Consider the following 25,983-nt stretch of genomic DNA (forward strand, 5'->3'; position numbering starts at 1 on the left):
GATCATAAATAATGACCTCATCACCATCAGATTGAGCGGGAAAAAGTCCAAATCTGGCCTTGGGTACAATCCAGCTATTTTCTTCGGCTTTTTCAATCCAGGTTTTTTCCAAATCCTGAAGTTGTTTCAGCGTCACACCTTTATGAATCCAACTGGATTTTTTACCGAACTTCCAATTCAGCGAATACAGGCTTTTTCTATCCATACTTCCTGCAAGTTTATGCAGTTTGAATTCAACTTTATGGATTCCGTATCCGTCTGAAGGACTTTCATGATGCCTGAAGCTGACTTTTCTTCTTGGCAGGGTCTTTAAAAGTTCGTCCTTCTCCTCCTGAATTCCCTTCGCCTTTTGATATTCACGCAGTAGTTTTTCCTTATTTTCCTTCAACAGTCCGGGGCGTTGTTCTTTGTCCATGAGAAGTCCCATAGTGTTGACACCATCCATTCCGCTACCACAATAAAAAATATTATCCAGAATTGCATTGATGTCATCATGCCCATGCATGGCTACATATCCCGCATGGCGAGAATTCACTGGAGCCCCGCCCAATAACAAGGGAATGGAGTAATTTTGTTCCATCAACATTTTTGAAACGGTGATCATGTGGTTTGAGGTTTGCACCAGCAATGCGCTCATGCCTATTGCATCAGCATTTTCCTGCCTGGCAGTTTCTATAAACTGTTCAAGCGGAACCTGAACACCAAGGTCAATCACCCGGTAGCCATAGTTTTCAAGTAATGTTTTTGCGAGGTCTTTACCAATGCTATGCACATCCTGATAAACGGTGCCGATGACCACCACACCTTTATAGTCAATGGCCTCACCCGGCTCGACACCACTTTTAAAACGCATAAAACCTTCTAAAAACTGCATGACATGGCGCATTACATCAGCACTTTTCAGTAAATGCGGCAGACTCACTTCTCCCCGGCCAAATGCATCGCCTAATTCACGCATGGCCGTCATCAGGTGTCCGCTTATAAAATGTAACGGTTCGTATTTTTCAACAGCTTTGGCAACATCGACGACTATTCTGTCCTTATAAGGAAACTCACCACCCTCTTTTTTTATGACGCCTTCTTCCTTTTGCTTGAACCCGTCTTTGATTCTCTGGCAAATACTCTCCTCAAGTGAAAGGTCGTCATAATCAATTTTCTTTACCTGGACACCTGTTTTTTTCGTCTGCGCAATCGATTCCAACTCTTCAAAAGCCGCCATGTCCCGATCAAGAATAACTTTACGAGCTAATTCCACATCACTTTTTTCCAGGCTCTCAAGAGGTACATAATGGTGAGGATTTAAAATGGCGCAGTCCAGACCTGCATTCCTGGCTTCATCCAAAAATACACTGGTCAAAACTTTTCTCATATAAGGCTTCGAAGCAAGTCCGTTGGTCAGATTGCCAACTCCAATACTCGTTTTCAATTCAGGGTGAATTGCTTTGATGCGAGGCAGACAATTCAAAGTCTCAGCGCAGAAATTCAACCCTTCTACCGATTCTGATCCTATGGGATACGCATTGACATCAATTAAAATCTGGTCGGGTGTCACGCCATGGTTTTCTTTAGCCTGGCGGACAATTTCCGCGGCAAGATCATATTTTTCATCCGCTGTCTGGCCCGGGCCTTCGAGTCCGTTCACTAGAGCAACATAAACAGGATGATGTTGTTTCGTTTGCGACAAGACGGCATCCAGTTTGCTGACACCGTCCTGATATTCCTCAAGACTGATGGAGTTGATGATCGGCCTGCCGGGATAGGATTCTATCGCCGTCTGCAATGCTTCAACAGAAAAAGAATCGATGCACATCACCCCTTTGAAATCACTGGTCAGTTCATAGATCGCTTCCGGTAAAACCGTTTCGGTTTCGACAATATTACTGTCCATACACACATCAATAATTTCAATCCCCAGGTCCTTTACCTGCTCTTCAACGACTTCCTCTAAAACCTCCATCTGCACCCCGTCATCACGCTCAACCGCTTCACGCACCTTCTTGCTGCCCCTCACGTTCAGCCTTTCTCCAATACGGATCAAGGCATCTGAGCCACTAAGAGTGACTGCCTCCTGCGGACCGGAAACAAAAACCTGTTTTTCTACTTGCTTTCTGTTAGGAACAACCCCTTTCACCCGGTCAGATAAAGCACGAATATGTTCCGGAGTTGTTCCACAACAACCCCCGACAATCGACACACCTCGTTCTTTAACAAAACGTTCTACATAGTCCGCCATGGATTCCGGTTCCAGTTTGTAACAGGTCTTTCCATTTTCAGAGACAGGTTGACCGGCATTAGGGACAATGGAGATTGGCAAACGGCAGATCTTGCTAAGTTTTTCTACTGTTTTTTCCATCAACTCAGGTCCCGTGTTGCAGTTGATGCCAAAAGTAGAAATACCCATACCTTCAATCGCAACAAGGGCGGCATGAATATCTGTATTGAAGATTTGCATTTTTGAGAACCCATCCACCGTCACCTGGGCCATAATGGGAAGACGTTTGCCCGCTTCTTCAAAAGCTTTTCTCGCGCCCAACAACGATGCTTTTAACTCGAGAATGTCCTGTTGGGTTTCAAATAAAAGAACATCGGCACCACCTTCGATCAAGCCACGCACCTGTCTAAAGTTGTTGTCTACAATTTGATCCCAGGTAGCCCTGTTGAGCGCCGCCTCGGTTTTGGATAAGACATAATTGGAAGGACCAATGGAACCTGCAATGAACAATGGGCGACCATCATAGCCTGGATCATTTTTATAACTATCGATAGCTTTTCTGGCTATGCGGCAACCCTCTACATTCAAAGAATGAGTGATGGCTGAATAGTCGGATTTTTTCAAGTCGAGGTTTTGCGGAACCGCCTTGATATCGTCCAGATCGATTTGAGTAAAATCGAATTCTTTTAATCGTAAAGGTGAGGCCCCAAATGTATTGGTCTCAATCAGGTTGGCCCCGGCCTGTAAATATTTGAGATGGATGCCTTCCAAGTCATCAGGCCGGGAAAATATTAACAGGTCGGTCAGCATTTTAAATGCAGGCCCACCAAAAGCAGCGTCATCCAGTTCCAGGTTCTGGACCATCGTTCCCATGGCTCCATCCAGCACAAGGACTTGATTTCCTAAGACTTCTTCAAATTTCAAAACTGTTTGTACCTCATTGTTCAGATTCGTTTATCTTGAGTAAATTAACGAGGACTCAAAAAGAATTCAATGGGATAATTATTATATACTGGTTTGAAAATTACCGACAGGCCAGTGAAGATAACTCACTCAGACAATGCCAATCAAATATTATTATGCGAAAAATAGGATTATTTCTTAGTTTTATTCTGTTTTCCCAAACAGTTTTTGCTTTTTCCCTGGTGCCGCATTCTCATAAACTGGATCTTTTAGATCTCAATCTGCCTCCTGATGTCAGCATCAACGTATTCGCTTCAGATGTACCGCGTGCCAGGCACATGGCTTTTGACGATCAGGGAGTCCTTTTTCTCAGTCAGGCGAAAGCAGGAAAAGTAGTGGCCCTGCCCGATATCGATAAAAACGGCAAGGCTGATAAAACGGTTCTCGTCCTTGAAAACAGAAATGCTCCTCATGGACTGGTTTTCATTCAACTGGATGACGGATATTACCTCTACATCGCGGAGGAAACCCAGGTAATCCGCCTGAAGCGTCTCGGCAAGCCTTTCGAGTTTGGGAAACCGGAAACCATCATCAATAACATTCCTGGTGGGGGACACTACACCCGCACAATAAAAATAAAAAACAATAAATTATATTTGTCCGTGGGTTCATCCTGCAATGTCTGCATTGAAGATAATCCATTACGTGCCGCAATCTCACGGTTTAATCTTGATGGTTCCGGCGGAGAAGTTTTCGCAGAAGGGTTACGCAATTCCGTAGGCATTGAGTTTTCACCCTACTCAGGGGATTTATGGGGAGTCAATAATGGTCGAGACATGCTGGGAGACCACCATCCTAAAGAAGAACTGAATATTATCCGGCAGGGAAAACATTATGGCTGGCCTTACTGTTATGAATCACAAATTTTCGATGAAGATTTTAGCAGAAAATTTGACTGCTCTAAAACCGAACCTCCAGCTCACATGTTCACCGCACACATGGCCCCGCTTGGACTGGCGTTTTACCAGAAAGGGAACCTTCCCGCAAAATATGATCACAGTGTGTTCATAGCTTTTCACGGTTCCTGGAACCGCTCTGTCCCGGCAGGGTATAAAGTAGTACGACTTAAACTTGATGCCAGTGGCAATATTCTCGGTCATGAAGATTTTATAACAGGCTGGTTAACAGAAAGTGGTGCTCCGGATGGGCGACCGGTAGATATCGAACAGTCGCCTGAAGGCGATCTTTATCTTTCTGACGATTATCTTGGTGTGGTTTACCGCATCACAAAAAATTAGACAGGCGATCTTTAACCATGATCAAATATCTTTCGATTCTTTCGCCGAATCAGATTTAACTCCAAAAACTCTTTCCATAAATGGAGGGCGGTCTTTGGCGCAACGAAAACCCACATCTGCTTGACGGGCTAAAGGACTGAGGTGCTCACGGTAAGATGCGCGCGCCTTTAGTGAAACAACTTTTAAAAAATCCTTTTTGCTGAAATGTCCCACACCCATATAAGACATCCCTCTCACCACGATATGTTTCTTTTCATAAGCGGGGGATTTAAACTCGCTATCAGGATATGGCTGGTAATATTCCCAAACCCATTCCCAGACATTGCCGATCATGTCCTGAACCCCATAAGGGCTTGCTGATTTCGGGAAACTGCCCACGGGTTTCAATCCCTGCCCAGTTTTCGTTCTAGGTGACAAGCTGAGATTGGCAATACCCGGTATAAAGTCATCGCCCCAGGGATAGACGAACCCGGCTCTGCCTCTCGCGGCTTTTTCCCACTCCAATTCATTAGGCAATCGCTTGCCTGCCCATTTAGCGTAGGCACTTGCATCAAAATAGCTCACCTGTGTCACCGGCATGCGATCCATTCCTTCAGGATACTTCTGTCCCTTCCAGTAACGCGGCGGTTTATGGTCGGTTGCCTGGCAAAAAATAAAATATTGCTGGTTGGTCACCTCATACCGGTCAATATAAAAATCGGGGATGTCTATACGACGCTCAGGAGTTTCATCAGCAAACCAGGGTTTATTGAGTCCCAAAGAAAGAGCGTGGTTTTCCTCATCAATCTCACTGGATCCAATGGTAAACTCTCCTGAAGGAATTAAAATCATACCTTCAGGGATTTTTTCCACACAACCAGGAAAAACCAAAACAAAAAGAATGACTGCAAACAATGACTTTGACTGGAAGAATTGCATGAAAACTGTTTCCGAAATCCCTTTAACAGATATTGATGGAGAAAACCGGTTAACCGATTTTTCTTTGGACGGTTGCCCGGAAAAATTAATGGACTCGATCAAAGTGATCGGCATCCGTCACCCTGTTACAGTTTGCCCTTCAGAAAATGGATATGCCATAGTGAGCGGACACAAACGTTTCCAGGCCGCTTCACGATGCGGGCTCACTCATGTTCCCGCATTCATCACTGCAGAAGAACTTGATGATGCCTCCCGACTGGTCATAAACCTGAATGAAAATTTCGGACACCGGCAATACAGCGATATAGAAAAAGGCGGCATCCTCAACAAATTTTCTCAAGCAGGAGTTTCCGACAAAACCATTATAAAAGAATATATGCCTTTACTGGAACTTGAACGCAGTAAAAAAATATTTCAGGACTTGTCTAACATTAGTTTATTGAGCCAAAAGATGCAAACATTGCTTCACCGGGCAAGAGTTCCTGTAAAAATCTTCAATACATTTTACAAATGGGACAGCCTCACGGCTGCCGAAAATATGTTTTCGACCTTGAGGCCTGGTGTTAATAAGTGGCGGGACGTGCTGGAATTGATCGATGAAGTTGCTGCAAAAGATAACACAACGCAAGCAGATATTATTTCCCGTGATGATATCCAGAAAATTCTGACCTCATCCGACTTGCCTGTTCAACAACGCTATGATCCGATCCATAAAATTCTCCACGACCTGCGTTTTCCAGTCCTGTCAGATTTGCGAAAGCAGGTCGCCCGCGCTATTGATGAAATGGAACTGGACGATAAAACCCGTTTAAAGTTTCTGGAAACGTTCGAAAGCAACGAATTGAAACTGGAACTGAAATTCCAAAGCGAAAAAGATTTATCACAACAAGTGGAAAAAATATTCAAAGCCCTGCAAACCGGCTCTGTGGAAAAACTGGTAAATATCTTTAAAAGTATTGGATAAGTGCAACTCTAAAATCTACACAGCCAACCCATTCCTCCAATAAAATATATTGCTGGTTGCCCTCTAGCGAGGGAGGCAATTGGCCAAGACCTGTTTAAGCCGAGAAAACTATTTGAAAACCAGAACAGGCTATTGCTATCTGAGTCCAGCGTCATGCTGGTTAGTAGTTTTTACTGGGAGTGGTGACTTTTTTAAACTCGTCGGGTGTCATCTTGTATTTTTTGTAGAGTGCGTTGAGGGATTCTCGAGACCTGGCCGCTTCTTTCAGCATTTTTTTATCAGCCTGGAGTCTTTGCGCAATGATGGCATTAGTGATAGCCTTCTGGCCATTCAAGGTTTCATCATAAGCCCTACTCAGTTGTTCATAGCCCTGAATATGTTCCGGATTAAAATAAACCACCTCCCGTAATTTATCGATGATCTCTCCCGGTTTCTCATTACCGGTGATAATACCTGCTAATTGAAAAAGATTGTCGGCCAAAGTATCGTTTGCCAACTCGCTATCTGGACTCAACTCAACCGCTTTGCGTAAAGGTTCTTCAGCTGAGTGGTAGTCCTTGAGTTTCATCAGCGAAACTCCGAGCCTGAAGTAACCTTCGGAGGCATATGTGACTGTGTCTGATTGACTTGCGCAATGGTTCGACAGCATCCTTATATTTTTTTAATTTGAAATAAAGTGTTCCCAGTCTCAAATTGGGCATGGCCGCAACGGGGTCTACCGCAATCGACTCTTTATAATGTTTAATGGCTTTTTTAACATCTTTCAGCTTGGTATACACTTCGCCATACCTGTAGTGAGCTTCTACCGTAAGGTTCTTATCCATATTCAAGGCTTCCTTGATTTTCGCCAGGGCTTCCTGATAACGCCCCCACTCCGTATAACAGATTGCCATTGAAAGATGGGCAGGGCCAAAGTTTGGAATAATTTTGACAGCCTCTTTAAAATGGAGCTCGGCCTGCTTTTGGTTTTTGATCCTTCCAAACGCTGTAGACAAATTGCTGTGAGCCTGACAGAGAGCTTTTTTGACAGTCATGCTTTCCGGGTCCAGACGAAGGGCTTCTTCAAGGTTTTCCAGGGCGGACTCATCACGCCCCATCTCCATTTGCGCCCTACCTAACATCAAAAGTCCACTCTTGTGTTCAGGAGAATGTTTGACCAATTCACGCAAAGGGGAGATAGCATCACCATAACGATGCATTTCAATAAACACCTCTCCCAAACCGTAAAGGGATTTAAGATCTTTAGGATTTTTTTTGACCTTCTCCTTGAGAAGTTCCGCCTGTATCTTGAGTTCAGATGGGGAACGTGCAGGAGTCTCTTCTGCAGCGGGGCTTTTCTCTCCCTTGCTGGCAAGATCGGAAATGATTTTGCCAAAGGTTTCTTTTAACCGGGAAAACAGTTTATTCATGGAGGGAAGGATACCACAGTCACGGATAGCAAAACTGTATTGCTCCCTTGCCAGTCAGTGGTTTAACGCTTGAATTTTTTGACGAGGTCTTTCACTGTTCCAATCACCCGCTCAACATCACCGGTGGACATTTTCGGATACAGTGGAATACTTATCACTCTCTCAGAGTAGTTTGAAGCTATCGGAAAATCCTGGGGCTTGGTTTTAAAATTTTTCACATAATAAGGTTGCAGGTGCAACGCAACATAATGCACAGCCACTCCTATGCCGGAAGACTGAATTTCATCCAGCAACCCATCCCGGTCTGTCGTCAAGCGGTCCAATTGGAGAGCGATAACATATATATGATGGGCAGGATCAGCATAGTCTCGCACAGCCAGAGTTTCCAGCTCCGGCATCTCGGCAAAAGCCTTATCATACATCGAAACATATTTTTTTCGTAAAGCCATGAACCGGTCTATTTTTTTGATCTGGTGCAGTCCAAGCGAGGCATTCAGGTCGGTCATATTACATTTATGACCTGCCAGGGTTTGCTCCCAGTGGGAAAATCCGCTTTTGCCAAAACGTTTCCAGGCATCGCGGCTGATTCCCTGTAACCTCATTACACGAATGGCTTCAGCCAGATTATCATCATTGGTTACCAGCATACCGCCTTCCCCAGTAGTGATATTTTTATTGGCATAAAAGCTGAAGGCTGTTGCATTTCCCATATTGCCAATTTTTTGTCCTTTGTATTTTGCTTCCAGCGCGTGTGCCGCATCTTCAATGATAACCAGTTTGTTATGGTCCGCGATTTCCTGAATCGGTGTCATATCACATGGGTGACCGGCAAAATGTACGGGAATGATGGCTCGAGTGCGCGGCGTGATCTTAGCTTCTATTTTTTTAGGATCTATGGTGAGGGTGCCCGGTTCGATATCAACAAAAACAGGCTTTAATCCTTGTAGAAGAACAGCATTAGCAGTGGCGGGAAAGGTCATCGGAGTGGTGATCACCTCGTCCCCTTCATCAAAGTTTTGCAGCGCAAGTGCCAGGTTCAGTCCAGCAGTGCAGGAGTTCAGCGCCAATGCATGCTTGCAGCCTATATAATTTTTAAATGCTTCTTCAAATTTTTGAGTTTTAGGACCCGTGGTCAACCAGCCGGATTTCAGGGTATCTTCAACTTCTTGATGCTCCTCTTCCTCCAGCCAGGACTTATGATATGGCAGATCGACACTCATAGAAGCTAGTTTTTTCCATTAAAGGCATGGCGCTGTGGATCAGGTTCTGCCAGTAAGCTGGAAGAATCAATGTGGACATACTCCATCTTTTTCCATGCATCGTTATTATTAGGAATAAAATATAATGTTTTTCTCGAACCACTTATTGCAGAGTTGTCAATCAATACGGTTATCACCCATTGACCATCCACCTTTTCCCAATAATCTATATGAGGGCGCATCATGTCGAACGAGATATCACCCCTGACCAAAGCAGGGTTCAAACGTTCTCTGCCTTTTAACATGATCTCTGTCATCGCGTAATTGCCATCTTCGCTGATAGATATCCGCTCAAGCGTATATCTCTTTACATAAATAAATGGGTTATCAAACCATTTGTATCTACTGGGACGGGGGAAGCCCAAGACATCCCGTTTAACTGGATTTTTCATTATATAATCAAGAGGAGGAACCATAACTCCCGAAATATGGGCCTGCATTCCGTCCCTATACCCTGATACCAGTCGGCCCTCAAAATACAGAAACTCTTCGAGTGAAATTTTTTCTTTATAGGCAGGGTGCTGAAACTGGTAAGCTCCTTTTAAATCATTACTCAAACGCTTTTTAAAATAGTCGTCTTCCAGTTTTGCCAGAATTTTAGCTTCTTTCAATACTTCATCTGAAACCTGAGCCAAAGTTTCTTCGGAGACCACGAGCATCAGCAACATTGCGCTTAAAAGATAACTCGTTATTTTTTTGATACAACCCATTCTTTTATCCTCCAGAGTTATGCCGTTTTTCTAAAAACGCATCCTTAACAGAATATTATACAGAGGTCTTAACGGCAAAACCCAAAATTTAGTTTAGCCTCCTACTGCTGTTGGAAGGACTCGGCTGCTCACTAAAAGGGCGAATATCAAAGGTTTTTCAAGCCGAGTCAGTTTTTTTGCAAAAAAGCTATTTTTTAAACGGGTCCAATATCATGCTGGCGCAGTTTTTCTGCCAGAGAGAGTGTAATACCCGGCAGGGACGTCAATTCCTCTACAGAGGCTTTACGTATGTTTTCCAGACTGCCAAAATGTTTTAAGAGCTGTAAACGTCTTTTTTTGCCTATCCCCGGAATTTCCTCTAAAGGAGAACTCAAAGTCTCCTTACCTCTCAAACGGCGGTGATAAGAAATTGCGAACCGGTGAGCTTCATCGCGAATTCGTTGCATGAGAAATCTGGAGGGAGAGTTTTCTTTAAACAACACCGGTTCTTTTTTATGTACCAGGTAGACCTCATCCGTATCAAGGTTGTTACGATATTTGCCTTTGGCAATACAGGCTAAATCAACCCGGTCAATGATATCCAACGCCTCGAGGACCTCACGAGCTGAACTCAAATGTCCTTTACCTCCATCAATAAGAACCAGGTTAGGTAATGGGGTGCCCTCATCAAGGATACGCCGATAACGGCGAGTCATTACTTCTCTAAGCATGGCATAGTCATCAATGCCTTTTACTGTGGCAATCTTGTAGCGTCGATATTTTGATTTTTCCGCCAAAGCGTTTTCAAATACCACCACTGAACCCACGGCATGGCTTCCAGAAATATTGGACAAATCAAAGCCCTCGATCACTTCAGGGAAATGACTCAAACCAAGGGCTGTTTGCAATTCTTCCAAAGAACGCGTGCCCACATCACCCTTGTCACGTTCCATCCTCATGGCAAAACGGGCGTTTTCTTCCGCCATTTTTACCAGGTCACGTTTTTTGCCGATAACAGGTATTTCCAGTTTCACGCGAGACCCTTTTTTTTCTGATAACCAGTTCGCAATCAACTCCGAATCTTCAACAGGGTGCGGCAACAGTATTTCCGCCGGCAACGCCACCTCTTCCGCATAATACTGTTTGAGAAAGGAGGACAGGGTTTCGTCCTCTACCATTTCGTTGAGCGATTTCATTTTGAATATTTTTTCGCTCAGCATTTTTCCCTCACGGATTATCAGGACTTGGGCCATGGCCTGATCTTTTTCAGAACAATATGCGATGATATCCTGGTCCTGCAGGGAAGTTGAAATGATTTTCTGTTTGTCTAATACCGTTTGAACCGCCTGGATTTTATCCCTGAAAACCGCGGCTTCTTCGTAGCGCATCTCAGAGGCGGCAGATTCCATTCCTGCTTTCAGGTTTTTCAGCAGAACTGCGTTTTTACCCTTCAGGAATAGTTCCACATCCTCGACCACGGTTTTGTATTCTTCGGGCAACACCTTTCCAGCACACGGGGCCAGGCACCGTCCCATCTGGTAATTCAGGCAAGGTCGTCGAACGGGTTGTCCATCCAGTTTGTCTTTGCTTTGGCGAAGCGGAAAAATTTTGTATATCAACCTTATCGTTTCCCTGACTTCCTTGACCATGGTGTAGGGGCCAAAATAAGTGGCTTTGTCTTTGCGCACCTTTCGCACTACCTCAAGCCGTGGAAATTTTTCCTGCGTGGTCAGACGTAAATATGGATAATGTTTATCATCTTTAAGAAGAACATTGTAACGAGGCTGATGCTTCTTTACGAAATTGCTTTCCAGAATTAGTGCTTCAGCTTCAGTTTTGGTGGTCAAGAATTTTATATCGCGAACTTTATTCAGAAACATCCTGGTCCTAGGATGCAAATTGCGAGAACTCTGGAAATAAGAACGGACCCTGTTTTTCAGAATCTTGGCCTTGCCAATATAAAGAATTTCCGACCGGGAATCCTTCATGATATAAATCCCGGGTAACCTGGGAATAGTTTCGATAATTTTTTTTATTTTTTTATCCAACTTAACGACCCTGGTTTGGAAAGTATTTTCAGCAATGTGATTAACTTCTAAAAATATACTCTTATTTTGATGAAGACCGAAACCAATAATAAACGTGGGTTCTGGGCCAGTCGATTGGGATTTATTCTTGCCGCTTCCGGTTCCGCTGTGGGACTCGGCAATATCTGGAAGTTTCCCTATATCGTAGGACAAAATGGTGGCGGAGCGTTTGTACTCATTTACCTTGTTTGCATCTTCATAATCGGCACCCCCATCATGTTGACCGAGTTTACTCTTGGGCGAAGGACCAACCGAAATCCTGTCGGTGCCTTTGAACAACTAAAGCCCAACTCGCCCTGGACCGGTATCGGGTATATGGGCGTTCTCGCAGGTTTTTTGATTCTTTCCTTTTACGGTGTGGTGGGCGGCTGGACCTTTGCTTACATAGTAAAAGCAATCAGTGGTTCAGTGATGGGGTTCTCGTCCCCAAAAGAAGCAGGAGAGTTTTTCGGAAACTTCATAGGAAATACTTCCGAAGTCCTTTTTTATCATGCATTGTTCATGGGTACCTGTATCGCTATCGTATTAAGGGGTATACATGGCGGTATTGAGAAGGCCTGCGATATTCTCATGCCGACACTGGTTATCATCCTTTTCCTTTTAATGTTACGTTCTCTAACATTAGATGGAGCGATGGAAGGGGTTGCTTTTTACCTGACTCCCGACTTCAGCAAAATCAGTGCTAACGTAGTATTGATTGCGCTGGGGCAGGCCTTCTTCTCACTCAGCCTGGGTATGGGATGCATGATCACCTACGGCAGTTACCTTTCTGAAAAAGAAAACCTGACCTCTTCTACTGTTTACGTGGTGATGTTCGACACCCTCATCGCCCTTTTAGTTGGCATGGTTATTTTTCCGGCAGTATTCGCGATGGGGCTCGAACCTACAGAAGGGCCGGGTCTGGTTTTCAGCGTACTCCCCACCGTGTTCGCCAGCATGCCAATGGGTCACGGTGTCGCCGTTATATTTTTCTTGCTTCTGGCTATTGCCGCTATCACTTCTGGAATTTCTCTGCTGGAGGTTGTGGTGGCTTACTTCATCGACCAACGTGGATGGCCACGAAAAAAAGCCGTGCTTATTGTCGGATTAATGATCTTTGCTTTTGGTGTTCCCAGCGGATTATCGTTCGGGGTCATGGCAGATATCAAGTTTCTTGGAATGAACTTTTTTGACCATGTCGATAACATCGCTTCCAATTATTTCCTTCCATTGGGTGGTATGTTAACAGCAATTTTCGTCGGTTGGGTTTGGGGTACGAAAAACGCGCATGAAGAAATTGAAAAAAATGAAAACAAATTTGGTTTTCCCTGGGCACAGTGCTGGGAGTTCCTGATCCGCTATATCAGCCCGGTAGCGGTCGGCTTTGTTTTCATCGCCAAATTCTTTCCTTGATGTCCAGAATCAATATCAAGGTTCACAATAAAACCCTTGTAGTCAATTTGCCCGAAACCTGTCAAGTATTGAGCTGGGCACCTTTTAATCCCGGCCCAACCCAGACCCGGTGTATCTTCAACCACCAGTTGGACGAAGGCATCAAAGAAAAGTTATCAGATATTTTTAAAAACCTTCAGAAAGACATTGGCTTGCCGGAAAACGCAGTGGGCCTGCTGACTTCTGCCGAAGTGGAAAAGTACAGCACTCGCTATATGCTGTCCAGCCGCCATTGGGTAGAAACGGTATGCACGGTTGGCCTGGACAACAGCCGTACAGCAGGAGAAGCAGCGGATGTAAAAAAAACCGATGAGAAGAACCCTTACGGAACCATTAATATCATTCTTGCTACCAACGCCCTACCTCATGTCTCAGGGCAATTGGAAGCCATACAGGTTGCCACTATGGCCAAGACCCGCGCGTTATTTGATATGGGAGTCAAAAGCCGAAAGTCCGGCACCCCTGCTACCGGCACGGGGACCGACTGCATTGTGCTGGCATCATCAGGTGAAGTGAAACAAAACTTTTGTGGCATGCATACCCGGCTTGGGGAGCTTATTGGACAGACCGTTTATGAAGCTGTTAAAGAAGGGATAAAAAATTCCTTATAACACGTGATCAATTGCTGGAAGTTTGACCTGTTTCCTGAAAAATTATAAATTTTTTTCCTTATTGTATATCCCTGCAGCCCATTCTTTATCACCCAGCCTTTCGCTCAGGCTTTCGGCCAGCCAGTGAAACTCAAAACTTTCTTCCGCATTTTCCTCTGCTTTTTTATATAACCTCCGCGCCCATTGTTTATCGCCGAATTTTTCGCACAGGCTGTCTGCCAGACAACAGAAATCAATGCTGTCCTGCGCCAATGCCTCGGCTTTTCTAACAACCTGTTCGGCCCATTTTTTGTCGCCCAGCTTTTCTATCAGGCTTTCTACAAGGCTATTTAAATCACTGCTATCCTGTGCTGTTTCCTCGGCTTTCCCATAAATCTCCCTTGCCCACTTGTCATCCCCAAATTTCATACAGATATTGTCGGCAAGTTCATAATAGTCAGAATGCTCTTTCGCCATGACTTCAGCCTTTTTGTAAACTTTGGCCTGCCAGTCTTTATCGCCAAATGTTTCAGCAATGCTGTCTGCGAGGTCACAGAGCTCTCGCACATTTTTGGGATTTTTCTCAGCCTTCTGATAGAGTTTTTTAGCCCACTCCGTATCACCCAGAATTTCCTTAACACTGTATGCCAGCCAGTTTAGATCCAAACTGCTTTCAGCTCTGGTTTCAGCTTTATCGTATAATTTCTTTGCCCATTCCTTATCGCTGAGTGCCTCAGAAACGCTGTATGCCAACCAGTTTAGATCCAAACAGTCTTCGGCCGTCTCTTCTGCTTTTTTGTAAACGGTTTCAGCCCATTGCTTATCTCCCGCATAGGCAAGGTGATCTCCAACCTGTTTCAGGTCACAGGCATCCTGTGCATTGGCCACTGCATCTTCAAAAGCTTTTTTCAGCCGTTCATCATTATTTAAGAATTCCGGTTCCTGTTTAGCAGCAGACACGTCTTTTTGAATGGATGATTTGCAATATTCCAGATAATGGATTTTGTCGCCGGCATAAATGAAGCTTTTTTCGTATTTAGTTTTCGGCAGATGATTACGAGTCTGTAGAAATCCTAACTCCCGGGTTCTATTTTTCAGCAAGGATTCTTCGTTAAAATATCCGCTAATTTCCCGTGCATAAGGTTCGCTGTCCGTTGCCAGATGGACGCAACCCTCCGGCGCAAGTTTTTGCGCCACCAACTTGACCAGTGCGGGTTTAACCAGCCGGCGCTTGAAATGCCTTTTTCTCGGCCAGGGATCAGGAAAGTTAATATAAACCGTGCTCAATTCTCCGTCATGGAAAAGGGAAGGGATTTTTTCCCGGACATCTCCATATATGACACGAATATTTTTTAAGTGAAGTTCGTTAACCCGGGACAGCAAATTTCTAATGCAGTCTGGTGAGAAGTCGACCCCGACAAAATTGTTTTGAGGCTCCCTTTGAGCCATTTCAATCAGGAAGTCGCCCATTCCAAAACCTATTTCCAGTTTGACAGGGTGGTCGTTGCCAAATTGCCCTTGCCAATCCGGGTGCTCATCAATATTTAGAAAATAAGGGTCTTCCAGAACGAAATCGGAAGAAGAAGGTCTGGCAGTCAACAAACTCATTCTTTAAAACCTGATCGGGTAAGGAGTGGTGAATATCTTGATTCATTAAATATCAATCCCGCATTCTCGGATAATTCCCGGTTCTTTTCAAGCTGGCAAGTGAGAGCAGTCCTTAATTTCCTTCCCTAAAAAAGGAAAAAAGTTATTTATAAAAATTCATACGGGGATCTTCATAACCACATGTTTTATTTGCAGAAATTTTAATAAAGGCTAAGTTTTTACCAGTGCCGAGCCTGAAAATAATAAGGGGTTTAACCGTTTTTAAAGGTTAAGGGATTAAAGTTTTTGCCGTCAATAAATGTATGGAAGCATTAAACCACACATGTTCATGCCTTAATCATTTGACCCCGGAACAGAAAAAACAAGCGGATGCCGTGGCCGGTGGAGATTTTGAAAAACTATTGATTGAACTCCAAATCATCAGGTCTTCCTTCAACACGAATAGAATGGAAAATAAGAGCTTTCAAAAAAGCAGCCTTCCCGAATTCAAACGACCTCAGGATATCTTGAATGTATTTCTTTCCGATGAAGTGCAAAACAGGCAGGCGGGGGATAAGCCATTTTTTCTTGAGAAAAAATTTCCCATCTTCGGACCCTCTGTCATAAAGACTATGATTTAAGGTAATGCGGTGCAGGCCCCACCTCTAGCTGGTAAACTTACTGCCTCTTCCGGTGAGTTGTTTTGTTGGGAGGGAGACTTCCTTGCCATCGCAGGTTTCGATCCGGCCAATGACCTGGCATGGAAGATCGTGATCCCTGCAAATCTCTTCAATTTCTTCAACTTCTTTCGTGCCTTCAACAATGAGACAGAATCCAGTGCCCATATTGAAGACTTCAAACATTTCCGCTTCACTCACCCCGCCCCGATCCTGAATGAGATTAAAAATTTCCGGAACCGGTTGCAAAGTGTCTATAACAAAACGTATGTTGTCAGCCGCGACGCGATTGAGATTGCAAAACCCACCACTGGTAATATGAACCATTGCCTTGAGGTCTATGCCGGCATCGAGCATTTCCATAACAGGTTGTACGTAAATCCGTGTAGGTTCAAGCAATGCTTCACCCAAAGTCTGGTCAAGAAACTCTTCATAATCATTGACTCGCGATTTTTGTTCTTCGAGGCTATCCCCCAATAGAACCTTTCGTGCCAGGGTCAATCCGTTCGAATGCACACCCGAGGATGCCAGTCCGACAATCAGGTTACCCGGTTTGATGTCCCGGCCTGTATTGACCTTGTCCAGAGAAACATGACCGATGCAGGCCCCGATGAGATCAATACCCGTAATAATTTCCCTGATCTGGGAAATTTCGCCACCGGAAATACTGATTCCCGATTGTCTTGCACCTTCGGCAAGACCTTGCCCCAGCTGCTCAAAAACTTCAGGGTCTGTGTGGGAGCAGGCTATGTAATCCACCATACTGACTGGGCGGGCGCCCACACAAATCACATCGTTGACATTCATCGCAATGCAGTCAATCCCTATGGTTTCATATCGGCCCAGCAACTCGGCCACTATGATCTTGGTTCCAACACCATCGGTACCAAAAGCAATTCCCTCACCATTACCCAGGTCTATAACGTTGGCGAAATAGCCGATGTCTGCGGCAAGGGGGTAGCGGTCACTGAATTTCCGGGTTGGCAGAACATGCTTGAGTAAACCGGAAAGAGCTGTCTCCGCCCCCTGGCTGGAAACCCCACTTTTGTCATATTCAGTTTTATCTGTCATTCAAGGATCTCAGATTTATGGCCTATCTGGAGGCAGTTAAAACAAATGATGTTGAGGAGATATAACACGTAGCAGGAATCCAGGCAACAAATCGTTAAGACGGCAATCGTGATTTGAAAGAGGCGATTAATTTTAAAAACCCGGCGGGGTTATCCATTAAGGATAGATCCCCATTGTGCTATAACTGATGTGAATTTTTTCAATCGCAATCGACATTGCGGCAATTCGGTAGTTTGGCACTTTATCATTCGACCAGTAACGTTCCCGAATACCTTGAAATGCCCGGCGCATCGTATCATCGAGTCCTGATCGTACCAATGCCACCTCATCCGCCCCCTGGCTGAGCTTGTCAACAAGATCCTGCGGGACCTTATTGCCAGTATTTTCTATAGCTTGAATTAAAAGCTGGCTTTGCCCTTCTTCATATCTTCGGTTCATTCGACCAAAGCGTATATGCGACAGGTTTTTGATCCATTCAAAATAAGATACTGTAACGCCACCGGCATTGAGGTAGACATCGGGAATAATAATCACCCCTTTTTCCTTCAATATGGTTTCAGCGGCAAAGGTGACGGGTCCATTCGCGGCTTCCGCAATCAGTTTTGCCTGAATTTTTGCGGCATTGCTCCGATTAATAACCGCTTCCATCGCGGCAGGTATCAGTATGTCGCATTCTTTTTCCAGCAATACTTTGCTGTCCTCAAAATATTCAGCTTTGGAGTAACCCTTCACTCCACCTTTGTTATCCACCTTATATTGAAAAACATCTTCGACATCCAAACCGTTAGGATCATACAATCCTCCATCCCATTCCAGAACGGCAATAATTTTAGCTCCATCTTCTTTTTGAAGAATGCTGGCAGTATGATAACCAACATTTCCCAGTCCCTGTATGATTACCTTTTTTCCTTCCAGGGAGTTCCCTTCCATTTTCGCCAGCTTGACGTCTTCAGGGTGACGAAAAAATTCGCGCAGACCAAACACCACACCCCGTCCTGTAGCTTCTACCCTTCCGCGTATTCCCCCCATTGAAACCGGTTTACCCGTCACACAACCCATGTGATCAATATCACTGGAACAATGCGCAGCATAAGTACTGACTATCCATGCCATCTCACGCTGACCTGTACCCATATCCGGGGCCGGGACATTGGTTGCGGTATTTATATAATCTTTCTGGATCAACTCAAAAGCAAAACGCCGGGTTATCCGTTCCATTTCATCCCGCTCATATTGCTTCGGATCAATCAACAGTCCACCTTTGGATCCACCAAACGGGACATCAACCAGGGAACATTTATAGGACATGAGCGCTGCGAGAGCTTCTACTTCATCCTGATTGACATTGGGAGCGAACCGGATGCCACCTTTGGCAGGTAGTTTGTGATCACTGTGGACCGCGCGCCAACCAATGAAGGTTTCTATATCACCCTTTATCTTGACGGGAAATCGAACCTGGTAAACATTGTTGACATTCCGAATATATTTAGCCATACCATCCGGAATATCCAGCGTGGCCATGGCCAGATCACATGAAAGATTTACACTTTCCCTGAAGCTCACTTCCTTATCAGCTGTTATGGACATATTTGACTCCCCTGGAAAATTAGTTTTGAACCTGTAAGCAGGTTCCTCCATTATGGAAGTGCAATATTTGAAATTAATATCCTACAAAGATAGCTTGAAATAACCAAAAAGTCGAGATAATGAAAACAATAACATGCTATATATCATAGATATTGAGGAAAAGGCATGAAACAAAAGCAGTTCAGGTTTACAGTTTCAACAAAAGGTCGTGGCATTTATTCCATCAGCAGTGAAGTACGCAATTGGGTCCACCAACAAGATATTCAGTCCGGGCTCTTAACCCTCTTTATTCCCCACACATCTGCATCATTACTTATTCAGGAAAACGCCGACCCGGATGTTCTATATGATTTAAACCAGTTTTTCAACCGGTTGGTACCCGATGGAGATTCCCTCTTTAAGCACCAGTCAGAAGGTCCTGATGACATGCCTGCGCATATACGGTCCGCACTCACTCAAACCCAATTATCCATACCGGTAGAGCGAAATGAACCGAGCCTAGGTATCTGGCAGGGGGTATACTTGTTCGAACATCGCACCCATCCACATAAAAGAACAGTAATTTTACATTTATCAGGAGAATGATTGACAGGCCTACGTACCCAGTCTAAAATCACGATAAAAATCCTTAAAATAAATCTGCCTGCGCGTTTTTCATTCATACGTTTTCCAAATTTTATTGCCATGAGCTTGAACCTTGATTCCTTTGAACCAGACTCAACAAAAAAGTCTCCGGCTTTCAACTTAATTTTTTTATTATTTCTTTCGATTTTTTTTCTAGTCTCTTGCGGAAATGGAGACAGTGAAAAAGAAGAAAGGCCTGACCGCGCAAAAATGGAAGAGGCACAAAAAGCCTTTGATGAAGAAAACTATGACAAAGCTAAAAGCTCGGTAGAATACTTTCTTGCCCAATATCCCAAGGATGTTCAGGCCCTTTATTTTTACGCTCAAGTCCTGGTTGCAACGGATCAACTTTTAAAAGCAAGGGAAAAAGCCAATGAAATACTGGCAATCGACCCGGAACGACCTGAAGCGCAGGCAATTTTAGGCGAAGTCCATTATGGCAGAAAAGAATTCTCCCAGGCCTTGAAACTATCCCGGCAGGCCTTAAAGAAAAACCCGAGTTTGCAAGTTCCCTACCGTGTAATTGGCGAAATTTACCTGAAGCAAGGGCAAGTGAAGGATAGTATTAAGGTTCTTTTAGAAGCTCAACGTCTTAAACCCGATGATGTGGAAACGCTTAAAAAATTGTCTGCCGCTTATATCAAAGACAAACAATACAAAGAGGCAAAAAAATACCTGGACAAAGCCATGGAGGTCGATGAAAACGTACCGGGTGTTCATTACAATATGGCAGTCGTTTACGCCAATTTGAACAATGGTCAAAAGGCCATGGAGCACGTTGAGCTTGCCTTGAAATACTATATTGAATTAGATACTTTTTTCTGGATAGGAAAAGCGCGAGATATGAAAAGGCTGATTGCAAGGAAATTTAAAATCTCAGAATAGAATATATCACCCACTTCAGCTTGCAGAAATTCTGGGATCAACCCCTTCGATCACCTTGAAACATTCCCACAATAGCAAGCACTGCCATGCCAAAACCAAACAGGGAATAAATATATAGGCCCATGCTGGTGTTGCCCAGCAAATCGATAAAATAACTTCTGTTGAAAATAAATCCCCAGAAAAATACAAACGCGTAGGACACCATCAAGCCCAGCTTATGCCTTCCAAAAAGCATACAAAGAGTCATTAACAATGTAAAAAGAAGGACTTGGCCCAAAGGAATGGTAAGCGTTTTATCAGAGAGAAAAGCGCTTATCGGATCTTGAAAATTTACTGGCATAACTAATCACTCCTAGAAATAATTAGATCAGCTCTTCAAGTAAAATTCATTATAAACAATAGATCAGGTCAAATTCTTAAAAAAATCCAGTCGGCTTGAAAAAGAATTTACGAATAAATGTTTTATCCCAAAAACGATAAAACGGCTCTCATAAAAAAATCATCAGGGAGGTGATGGAATACCCGGTTTTATATCAGGGGGGCTGTTTCAATCCCCAACACGGGGTAGTTTATATTCCGAAGCTTTTGTCAATGAGGTCTGATAGATAAATCCACCTGCCGGTTTATTGAGTTCCCCATGAAAAAAAATGAATGAAAAAATTTCATCAGCTCTTTCAGAGTCAACGATAACTGTCAATACATCCTGTTCCGACCAGGCTCCATAATCTTTAACACTCTCAACAGTACGCAACCCTCTTCCGGTATGCACATTGGTGGAATCAATATTTTTTTCTTTGTGCAAAATTTCCACCAGCCTGATGCCTGCCCCTTTCGGCAAAAAACAGGTGATGAGCTTTATATCTTTTGTGAGTTGGTTTTTCATCAAGAGTTTTTATGAAGCATTATCTGCTTTTTCATCTTTATCCACCGCAAACTTTTCCAGCACGTCTGGTGGAATATAAGTAGCGGCTTTATCAAGCGGTGTAATATACATGATTCCCATTCCCGGGGTATCAAGATTACCCGCCAGATACATGCGTTCAAAAACACGTTCTACCTGTTCCTTGGAGACCACAATATCGATCACCTCTTTTTCCACTTCCACCGCGACCCCAAGAATGCCGAGTCGCTCTCTCACACCCATGCCACGAGCGAAGTGAACGGTTGCTCCCTGAGCACCCGCTTCACGGGCCGCCTCGATAATGGTATCCGCAACCCCGCGTTGCACAATACAAGTGATTAGGGAAATATCAGTTAAAACAGTTATCTCTCTCAAGCTCATCCAACAGCCTCCTGTCCTTTAAGAAGGTCGATCCGTTTTAAATTAGCTTGCCGGGTCTTATATTGAATCCACAGCCCCATAATCAAAACCGACAAGATTGGACAGATGGAGGCCATAGACAAAATACCAAAACCTTCGATGGCCTCAACAGCATTACCAAACCCCAGACCCATCGCCAATACTAGAGGAACCGTTACAGGGCCGGTTGTCACACCCGCACTGTCCCAGGCAACATTCACAAACTCTTCTGAAGAAAATACAGTCAGTATAATTCCGAGGATATAGCCCGGTATTAAAAGATAAGAAATTGGAATATCAAAAATTATTTTTAAAACACCCAGGCTGATACCAAACCCAACTCCTGTTGAAACAGCCATCATGAGCATCTTTTTTCGAAACGCCCCATTTGTGAGATCTTCAACAGTTTGTCCCAATGCGTTCAATGCCGGTTCAGCCAAAGTTGCCCCAAAGCCCAGAATCCATGCAAAGAACACTGCAATAAAAACACCTATTGAATAAGCATATAACGGAGAACCTTTTACATTCTCCAAAGTGATAAAAGCTGCTGGCACAAAACTTCCGGACTGGCTACCCAATTTGGCCAAACCATAACTCAAACCTATGTTGAAAATAATCATGCCTATCAGGGAAAGAAAAAGTCCGTAAGCAAGAATACCCGGTTCATGAATTTTTTCCCGCAATAATAACTTGAGCACCAGAAATAAAAAGAGCACCAGAGGCACAATAGAACGGGCACCTGCGATGATCTCAGCATAGGGTGTTTCCTGCATCCAGCTCGACCCGGCCTGGGTCACCACAAGCTGGCTTGCTTCAATAATTGATTCCGGACTTACCACCATGGAAACATATATTGCCAGTCCCATCACCCCAATAATTGGAAAAACGGATGCCAGGGTCACAATACCAAAACCTGACAGCGAAGAATTTCCCTTACCTGCTGCCGAGGCAATACCAATTCCCAGGGATAAAACCAGTGGCACGGTTACAGGGCCTGTTGTAACCGCTCCGCAATCCCAGGCCAATCCCAGAATTTTACTCAACTCAGGGTCCATCATACAAAACACGGTCAGCCCCAACGTAGGAAGCAGGGCGGTGTAGATCATGGGTTTGAGGCTCCAGCCATAAAGGAAACGCATGGTGCCAAGAACAGCAGCCAATCCGACACCAATCCCTACTACCAGGACAAGCTGACCTGTCCAGTTATTGAGCAGTGTATAAAGGTAAGGGGCTTTGCGGACATCAACAATGGACCCAACCGCCTGAAGGGCACCAATCGCCGGCTCGGCAAAGGTAACGCCGATACCCAGCAAAAACGCTATGAACAAAACAACTCCAAGGCTGGATTTTTTTGGCAGGGTGTGCCCGATCACTTCCCCAAAAGGCATGAGCCCAAGTTTCAAACCTTCCATGAAAATCATCAAGCCGAGAATAACCGCAATCAATCCGGCTGTGATAACACCATGCTCCAGTACATTTTGCCGAAGAATAAGAACCTGAAACAGGAAGAGATAAGCAGCCAGAGGAACAACAGCTTTAATCTGGCTCATCAGTCGTAACCCTACATAGGGACCAAGAAGACGATACATATCAATACTTCGAAGTTGTATCTTCCTGGGATGGTAGGGAATTTCTTTTCCCTCTTCATCATAAGCAACGGGTGGCGTCAACAAATTATAAGAAAGAGAGTTTTGCTTAAGGCTGACCTCTCTGACAAAATCTCCAAATCTAATTTTATGAGCCATGCAATACCCTAAAAATCAGTGAGAAATTTTCTTCATGCCTAACTTTATAGAGTTTATGCGGTCTATATTATTCCCTAAAACACTATAATATATTTTTATAGCAGGAAGGCAATCGTTAAAGACCATCCCTTAATCATAAATATTGGGTTTCAGCCCACACCATCCATATCAATTCTTTTGTCCGCAGTTTCAATTACAGTTTGTCGAACTTCAGGATTATCCTCAAGAAACAATTTAAAATCAGAATCGCTGAGGACAAGAAGATCACAGAACCCCAAGGCCTTGACAGTAAAGGTTCTTGGATTGTTTGTGATCAATGCTAATTCACCAAAAAACTCTCCGCTGCCCAGTTGTACAGGTTTCGGGGAAGTCTCTACCTCAATACATCCCGAAGAAATAAAATACATATGATGGCCAATATCACCTTTTTTTACTATTGTTTCTCCCGGCATCGCCAACATGGGTTTAAGCAGACGGGAAATATGAGCCAAACGATCAGGGGGAAAACCAGAAAACATGGAAACCCCTCGCACCAGTTTTTCGGGTTCCAGGTGAAGGTCCAGTTCCGGGCGGGGTGCCATTTTCCTAACCCGGGCTTGCAAGTCAGACTCCAGACTTTTAAATACCTCGCCACTTATGACTGTTTCCCCACGCAGTTGCTCATAATCCGCCTCTTGGATCCTTATCGCCGTATGGCTTAAATAGCGTTTTTGCAACATGGAAAAATAATCAGGATACTGCAATTGCAACATATTCAGCGCCTGTTCTGTTGTTTTAAGGCGGTAGTCCAGTAAAGACTTTAAAGTTTCTGTAGATTTTTCTCCAATAAACGGTTTCATTTTCGGTAGAGCTGTTAACAAATCTTCCCTCATTACTGTCTGGCTTGAAAGAAGAATTTCAAACCGGTCCGCAATGTGCTCTGAAAGTTTCCTGCTTATGCCCAGCTTACGATGACAGGCAAGAGCGAATCTGAATCTCCAATTGAATTCCAGAAGTTTATTAGAAATTACCTGGTATCCTTCTCGCGCGTCTCCCGTTTGCAATCCATCCAACATATCTTCTACCTGGACTAACAGTCGTCGGATTATATAAGTAGATATAAAGCCCTCTTCAAATTGCTTGAGGTACCCCGCTCTCTCAAGAGCGCATAAATCTAAAAGACCGACCCTGATCCAATCATTTTCAGAAAGCTCTTTCGACTGACTTAACAGCTCATCAACTTCTTTTTTATCACCCTGGTATTGCCTCAAAATATCATCTGAAAGGTCAGAGTTTATATTGTAGCTACTGGTCTTGTTCTTTAATGTATTTTGAATTTTAGTCAACGAATGCTTTAATGCTCGGTTTCTAATTATCTGGTCAATGGGGCTTAGCAGATTCAAACCAAACAGGTTCAATAATGCCCCGATAGTTGTTGCATTGACTAACAAGGTAAACAATACAAAACCTGTCACAAGTATCCCTATGAACCTTTGTGCGTCAGGGCCGAAAGACGCATTCTCCATGACAGATAATGCCAAAGCTAATGAAACAGCACCCCTTAAACCTCCCCAAAGCATTATTCCTTTATAAGCTTTGCTGATATTTGCGCTTGAATGCCATCTTTCAAATAAAGGAAGAACAACAAACAGGATCAAGGCTCTTGCACCAAAAGCTGCAAGCACCAGCACCCCAAGCAAAAGCCATTCGTTCAGGCTGATGCTTCCCATAATCTTCGGAACCACCATCCCCACCAGAATAAAAATAATTGAATTGGCCCAAAAGGCAAAATGATCCCATGTCTCATGCAGTTTTTCCCAGGTTTCCGGTGAAATGGTGGAGTGACCGTATGACCCCACTACTAAAGCCGCCCCCACAACCGACATCACGCCGGAAACATGAAAATAATGTTCAGCCAGAATGAAAGAGATATAAGCCAGCGACAAGGTTAGAGTTATTTGAACAAGAGGATATTGTCCCATTTTAGATAAAACAGAACAAAACACTCGACCGATGAAAAGTCCTGCAAGTATTCCCAGCAGGAAAACTTTCACAAAAGATTGAATGCCGGAAAAAACACTTCCCCTGGAGTCTCCTGTAAGAATGGCGGTTAATATACCGAACAGGACAATCGCCGTAGCATCGTTAAACAGGCTTTCACCCTCCACGAGTATCGACAATCTTTTTGGAGCCTGAAGCTCTTTGAAAATTGCCATCACCGCAACCGGGTCTGTTGCTGAAACTATAGCTCCCAAAAGAAGGCAAAGAATAAGTGAAGTCCCGGAAACCCAATGAAGCGTATAACCCACCATTATGGCTGAAATCAGCAAGCCGACAACAGCAAGCAGAAGAATGGGGGCGATATCATCGACCAGCCGATGCGCATCAATACCCAATGCCGCCTCAAAAACCAATACGGGAAGAAAGATGAAAAGGACTGCATCGGAGGAAATGTGAAAGGAATTCAGGCTAACAAGAAAGTCATGGAGAATTCCCAGGTGCTGTATATCAATTCCCCATTGAGTGGAAACTCCAAGCAGGCAACCTGTTAACGCAAGCAATACAGTGTATGGAATATTAAGGCGATGCGATGCGGGGAACATCAGGACAGCCAGCCCTAATAAACCACTAAGTCCTAATATTGGCAACTAGATTGGACCCAAGGGGTCTAACTTAATTAATTGGACTTACCTGGTACCTACCAAAATCAGAGGGAAAACTTTTATTCTCTATTATTAGAGGCAGCGAAAATTAAAATATTCTATTCA

The 25,983-nt window shown here is 44.0% G+C and carries 22 protein-coding genes; 7 read left to right on the top strand and 15 right to left on the bottom strand.

Annotated elements, in window-relative coordinates:
* A partial coding sequence (locus F3741_08715) for a 5-methyltetrahydrofolate--homocysteine methyltransferase (GenBank protein MZG30872.1) occupies positions 1-3,136 on the bottom strand: 3,136 nt, incomplete at its 3' end.
* A gap of 155 nt (positions 3,137-3,291) precedes the next feature.
* Between F3741_08715 and F3741_08720 the strand changes: the two genes are divergently transcribed.
* Positions 3,292-4,413: an oxidoreductase gene (locus tag F3741_08720; protein MZG30873.1), complete on the top strand. Its 1,122-nt coding sequence runs from the start codon at positions 3,292-3,294 to the stop codon at positions 4,411-4,413.
* 21 nt (positions 4,414-4,434) lie between these two features.
* Here the strand turns inward: F3741_08720 and F3741_08725 are convergent, their stop codons facing one another.
* The gene (locus F3741_08725) at positions 4,435-5,445 is read right to left on the bottom strand and encodes a formylglycine-generating enzyme family protein (protein ID MZG30874.1); all 1,011 of its coding nucleotides are present in this window, start codon (positions 5,443-5,445) and stop codon (positions 4,435-4,437) included.
* Between F3741_08725 and F3741_08730 the strand changes: the two genes are divergently transcribed.
* Positions 5,213-6,295 (top strand): hypothetical protein, encoded by a 1,083-nt coding sequence (locus tag F3741_08730; protein MZG30875.1) that lies wholly within the window; start codon positions 5,213-5,215, stop codon positions 6,293-6,295. The two genes, F3741_08725 and F3741_08730, sit on opposite strands and share 233 nt — an antisense overlap.
* A gap of 160 nt (positions 6,296-6,455) precedes the next feature.
* Here the strand turns inward: F3741_08730 and F3741_08735 are convergent, their stop codons facing one another.
* The 5 genes from F3741_08735 to uvrC all read right to left on the bottom strand — a co-directional run bounded on the left by F3741_08735 (position 6,456) and on the right by uvrC (position 11,736).
* Entirely contained in the window at positions 6,456-6,944 is a 489-nt protein-coding gene (locus tag F3741_08735) for a hypothetical protein (GenBank protein ID MZG30876.1), read from the bottom strand.
* Positions 6,835-7,704: a tetratricopeptide repeat protein gene (locus F3741_08740; protein MZG30877.1), complete on the bottom strand. Its 870-nt coding sequence runs from the start codon at positions 7,702-7,704 to the stop codon at positions 6,835-6,837. The genes F3741_08735 and F3741_08740 overlap by 110 nt, the downstream gene beginning before the upstream one ends.
* A gap of 62 nt (positions 7,705-7,766) precedes the next feature.
* Positions 7,767-8,924, bottom strand: coding sequence for a DegT/DnrJ/EryC1/StrS family aminotransferase (locus F3741_08745; GenBank protein MZG30878.1), 1,158 nt, complete (start codon positions 8,922-8,924; stop codon positions 7,767-7,769).
* A gap of 5 nt (positions 8,925-8,929) precedes the next feature.
* Positions 8,930-9,673 carry a hypothetical protein gene (locus tag F3741_08750; GenBank protein MZG30879.1) on the bottom strand — a complete coding sequence of 248 codons (744 nt, stop codon included), beginning with the start codon at positions 9,671-9,673 and terminating at the stop codon, positions 8,930-8,932.
* 194 nt (positions 9,674-9,867) lie between these two features.
* Positions 9,868-11,736 (bottom strand): excinuclease ABC subunit UvrC, encoded by a 1,869-nt coding sequence (uvrC, locus tag F3741_08755; protein MZG30880.1) that lies wholly within the window; start codon positions 11,734-11,736, stop codon positions 9,868-9,870.
* 33 nt (positions 11,737-11,769) lie between these two features.
* On the opposite strand from uvrC, the gene F3741_08760 reads away from it, so the two are divergent.
* Positions 11,770-13,131 (top strand): sodium-dependent transporter, encoded by a 1,362-nt coding sequence (locus tag F3741_08760; protein MZG30881.1) that lies wholly within the window; start codon positions 11,770-11,772, stop codon positions 13,129-13,131.
* Positions 13,131-13,781: an adenosylcobinamide amidohydrolase gene (locus F3741_08765; GenBank protein MZG30882.1), complete on the top strand. Its 651-nt coding sequence runs from the start codon at positions 13,131-13,133 to the stop codon at positions 13,779-13,781. Before F3741_08760 ends, F3741_08765 begins: the two co-directional genes overlap by 1 nt.
* Positions 13,782-13,823: 42 nt before the next feature.
* On the opposite strand, the gene trmB is transcribed toward F3741_08765, so the two are convergent.
* Positions 13,824-15,368, bottom strand: coding sequence for a tRNA (guanosine(46)-N7)-methyltransferase TrmB (gene trmB / locus F3741_08770; protein MZG30883.1), 1,545 nt, complete (start codon positions 15,366-15,368; stop codon positions 13,824-13,826).
* Positions 15,369-15,670: 302 nt separating this feature from the next.
* Between trmB and F3741_08775 the strand changes: the two genes are divergently transcribed.
* Positions 15,671-15,988: a hypothetical protein gene (locus F3741_08775; protein ID MZG30884.1), complete on the top strand. Its 318-nt coding sequence runs from the start codon at positions 15,671-15,673 to the stop codon at positions 15,986-15,988.
* Between the two features lie 24 nt (positions 15,989-16,012).
* Here the strand turns inward: F3741_08775 and purM are convergent, their stop codons facing one another.
* Both purM and F3741_08785 read right to left on the bottom strand, forming a co-directional pair.
* Positions 16,013-17,095, bottom strand: coding sequence for a phosphoribosylformylglycinamidine cyclo-ligase (purM, locus tag F3741_08780; protein MZG30885.1), 1,083 nt, complete (start codon positions 17,093-17,095; stop codon positions 16,013-16,015).
* 156 nt (positions 17,096-17,251) lie between these two features.
* Positions 17,252-18,682, bottom strand: coding sequence for a Glu/Leu/Phe/Val dehydrogenase (locus F3741_08785; GenBank protein ID MZG30886.1), 1,431 nt, complete (start codon positions 18,680-18,682; stop codon positions 17,252-17,254).
* A 165-nt stretch (positions 18,683-18,847) separates the two neighbouring features.
* Between F3741_08785 and F3741_08790 the strand changes: the two genes are divergently transcribed.
* A complete protein-coding gene (locus F3741_08790) occupies positions 18,848-19,267 on the top strand; it encodes a YjbQ family protein (GenBank protein ID MZG30887.1) in 420 nt (139 codons plus the stop codon).
* Positions 19,268-20,191 carry a tetratricopeptide repeat protein gene (locus tag F3741_08795; protein MZG30888.1) on the top strand — a complete coding sequence of 308 codons (924 nt, stop codon included), beginning with the start codon at positions 19,268-19,270 and terminating at the stop codon, positions 20,189-20,191.
* Between the two features lie 37 nt (positions 20,192-20,228).
* On the opposite strand, the gene F3741_08800 is transcribed toward F3741_08795, so the two are convergent.
* From F3741_08800 to F3741_08820, 5 genes are all read right to left on the bottom strand, one after another.
* Positions 20,229-20,531, bottom strand: a complete 303-nt coding sequence (locus tag F3741_08800; protein MZG30889.1) for a hypothetical protein — start codon at positions 20,529-20,531, stop codon at positions 20,229-20,231.
* Positions 20,532-20,738: 207 nt separating this feature from the next.
* Positions 20,739-21,074, bottom strand: coding sequence for a hypothetical protein (locus F3741_08805; GenBank protein MZG30890.1), 336 nt, complete (start codon positions 21,072-21,074; stop codon positions 20,739-20,741).
* 9 nt (positions 21,075-21,083) lie between these two features.
* On the bottom strand, positions 21,084-21,473 hold the full coding sequence (locus F3741_08810) for a P-II family nitrogen regulator (GenBank protein MZG30891.1): 390 nt from the start codon (positions 21,471-21,473) through the stop codon (positions 21,084-21,086).
* Positions 21,470-23,236 carry a DUF1538 domain-containing protein gene (locus tag F3741_08815; GenBank protein ID MZG30892.1) on the bottom strand — a complete coding sequence of 589 codons (1,767 nt, stop codon included), beginning with the start codon at positions 23,234-23,236 and terminating at the stop codon, positions 21,470-21,472. Before F3741_08815 ends, F3741_08810 begins: the two co-directional genes overlap by 4 nt.
* Before the next feature lie 149 nt (positions 23,237-23,385).
* The gene (locus tag F3741_08820; GenBank protein MZG30893.1) at positions 23,386-25,863 is read right to left on the bottom strand and encodes a cyclic nucleotide-binding domain-containing protein; all 2,478 of its coding nucleotides are present in this window, start codon (positions 25,861-25,863) and stop codon (positions 23,386-23,388) included.
* Between the last annotated feature and the right edge of the window lie 120 nt (positions 25,864-25,983).

The organism is Nitrospinota bacterium (genome assembly GCA_009873635.1).
GTDB lineage: Bacteria > Nitrospinota > Nitrospinia > Nitrospinales > VA-1 > LS-NOB.

Excerpts from the sequence above, each read along its gene's own strand:
- F3741_08720 (MZG30873.1), top strand. The coding sequence starts at position 3,292 with ATGCGAAAAATAGGATTATTTCTTAGTTTTATTCTGTTTTCCCAAACA.
- F3741_08730 (MZG30875.1), top strand. The coding sequence starts at position 5,213 with ATGGTAAACTCTCCTGAAGGAATTAAAATCATACCTTCAGGGATTTTT.
- F3741_08725 (MZG30874.1), bottom strand. The coding sequence starts at position 5,445 with ATGCCGATCACTTTGATCGAGTCCATTAATTTTTCCGGGCAACCGTCC.
- F3741_08735 (MZG30876.1), bottom strand. The coding sequence starts at position 6,944 with ATGCTGTCGAACCATTGCGCAAGTCAATCAGACACAGTCACATATGCC.
- F3741_08740 (MZG30877.1), bottom strand. The coding sequence starts at position 7,704 with ATGAATAAACTGTTTTCCCGGTTAAAAGAAACCTTTGGCAAAATCATT.
- F3741_08745 (MZG30878.1), bottom strand. The coding sequence starts at position 8,924 with ATGAGTGTCGATCTGCCATATCATAAGTCCTGGCTGGAGGAAGAGGAG.
- F3741_08750 (MZG30879.1), bottom strand. The coding sequence starts at position 9,673 with ATGGGTTGTATCAAAAAAATAACGAGTTATCTTTTAAGCGCAATGTTG.
- F3741_08760 (MZG30881.1), top strand. The coding sequence starts at position 11,770 with ATGAAGACCGAAACCAATAATAAACGTGGGTTCTGGGCCAGTCGATTG.
- F3741_08765 (MZG30882.1), top strand. The coding sequence starts at position 13,131 with ATGTCCAGAATCAATATCAAGGTTCACAATAAAACCCTTGTAGTCAAT.
- trmB (MZG30883.1), bottom strand. The coding sequence starts at position 15,368 with ATGAGTTTGTTGACTGCCAGACCTTCTTCTTCCGATTTCGTTCTGGAA.
- F3741_08775 (MZG30884.1), top strand. The coding sequence starts at position 15,671 with ATGGAAGCATTAAACCACACATGTTCATGCCTTAATCATTTGACCCCG.
- purM (MZG30885.1), bottom strand. The coding sequence starts at position 17,095 with ATGACAGATAAAACTGAATATGACAAAAGTGGGGTTTCCAGCCAGGGG.
- F3741_08785 (MZG30886.1), bottom strand. The coding sequence starts at position 18,682 with ATGTCCATAACAGCTGATAAGGAAGTGAGCTTCAGGGAAAGTGTAAAT.
- F3741_08790 (MZG30887.1), top strand. The coding sequence starts at position 18,848 with ATGAAACAAAAGCAGTTCAGGTTTACAGTTTCAACAAAAGGTCGTGGC.
- F3741_08800 (MZG30889.1), bottom strand. The coding sequence starts at position 20,531 with ATGCCAGTAAATTTTCAAGATCCGATAAGCGCTTTTCTCTCTGATAAA.
- F3741_08805 (MZG30890.1), bottom strand. The coding sequence starts at position 21,074 with ATGAAAAACCAACTCACAAAAGATATAAAGCTCATCACCTGTTTTTTG.
- F3741_08810 (MZG30891.1), bottom strand. The coding sequence starts at position 21,473 with ATGAGCTTGAGAGAGATAACTGTTTTAACTGATATTTCCCTAATCACT.
- F3741_08815 (MZG30892.1), bottom strand. The coding sequence starts at position 23,236 with ATGGCTCATAAAATTAGATTTGGAGATTTTGTCAGAGAGGTCAGCCTT.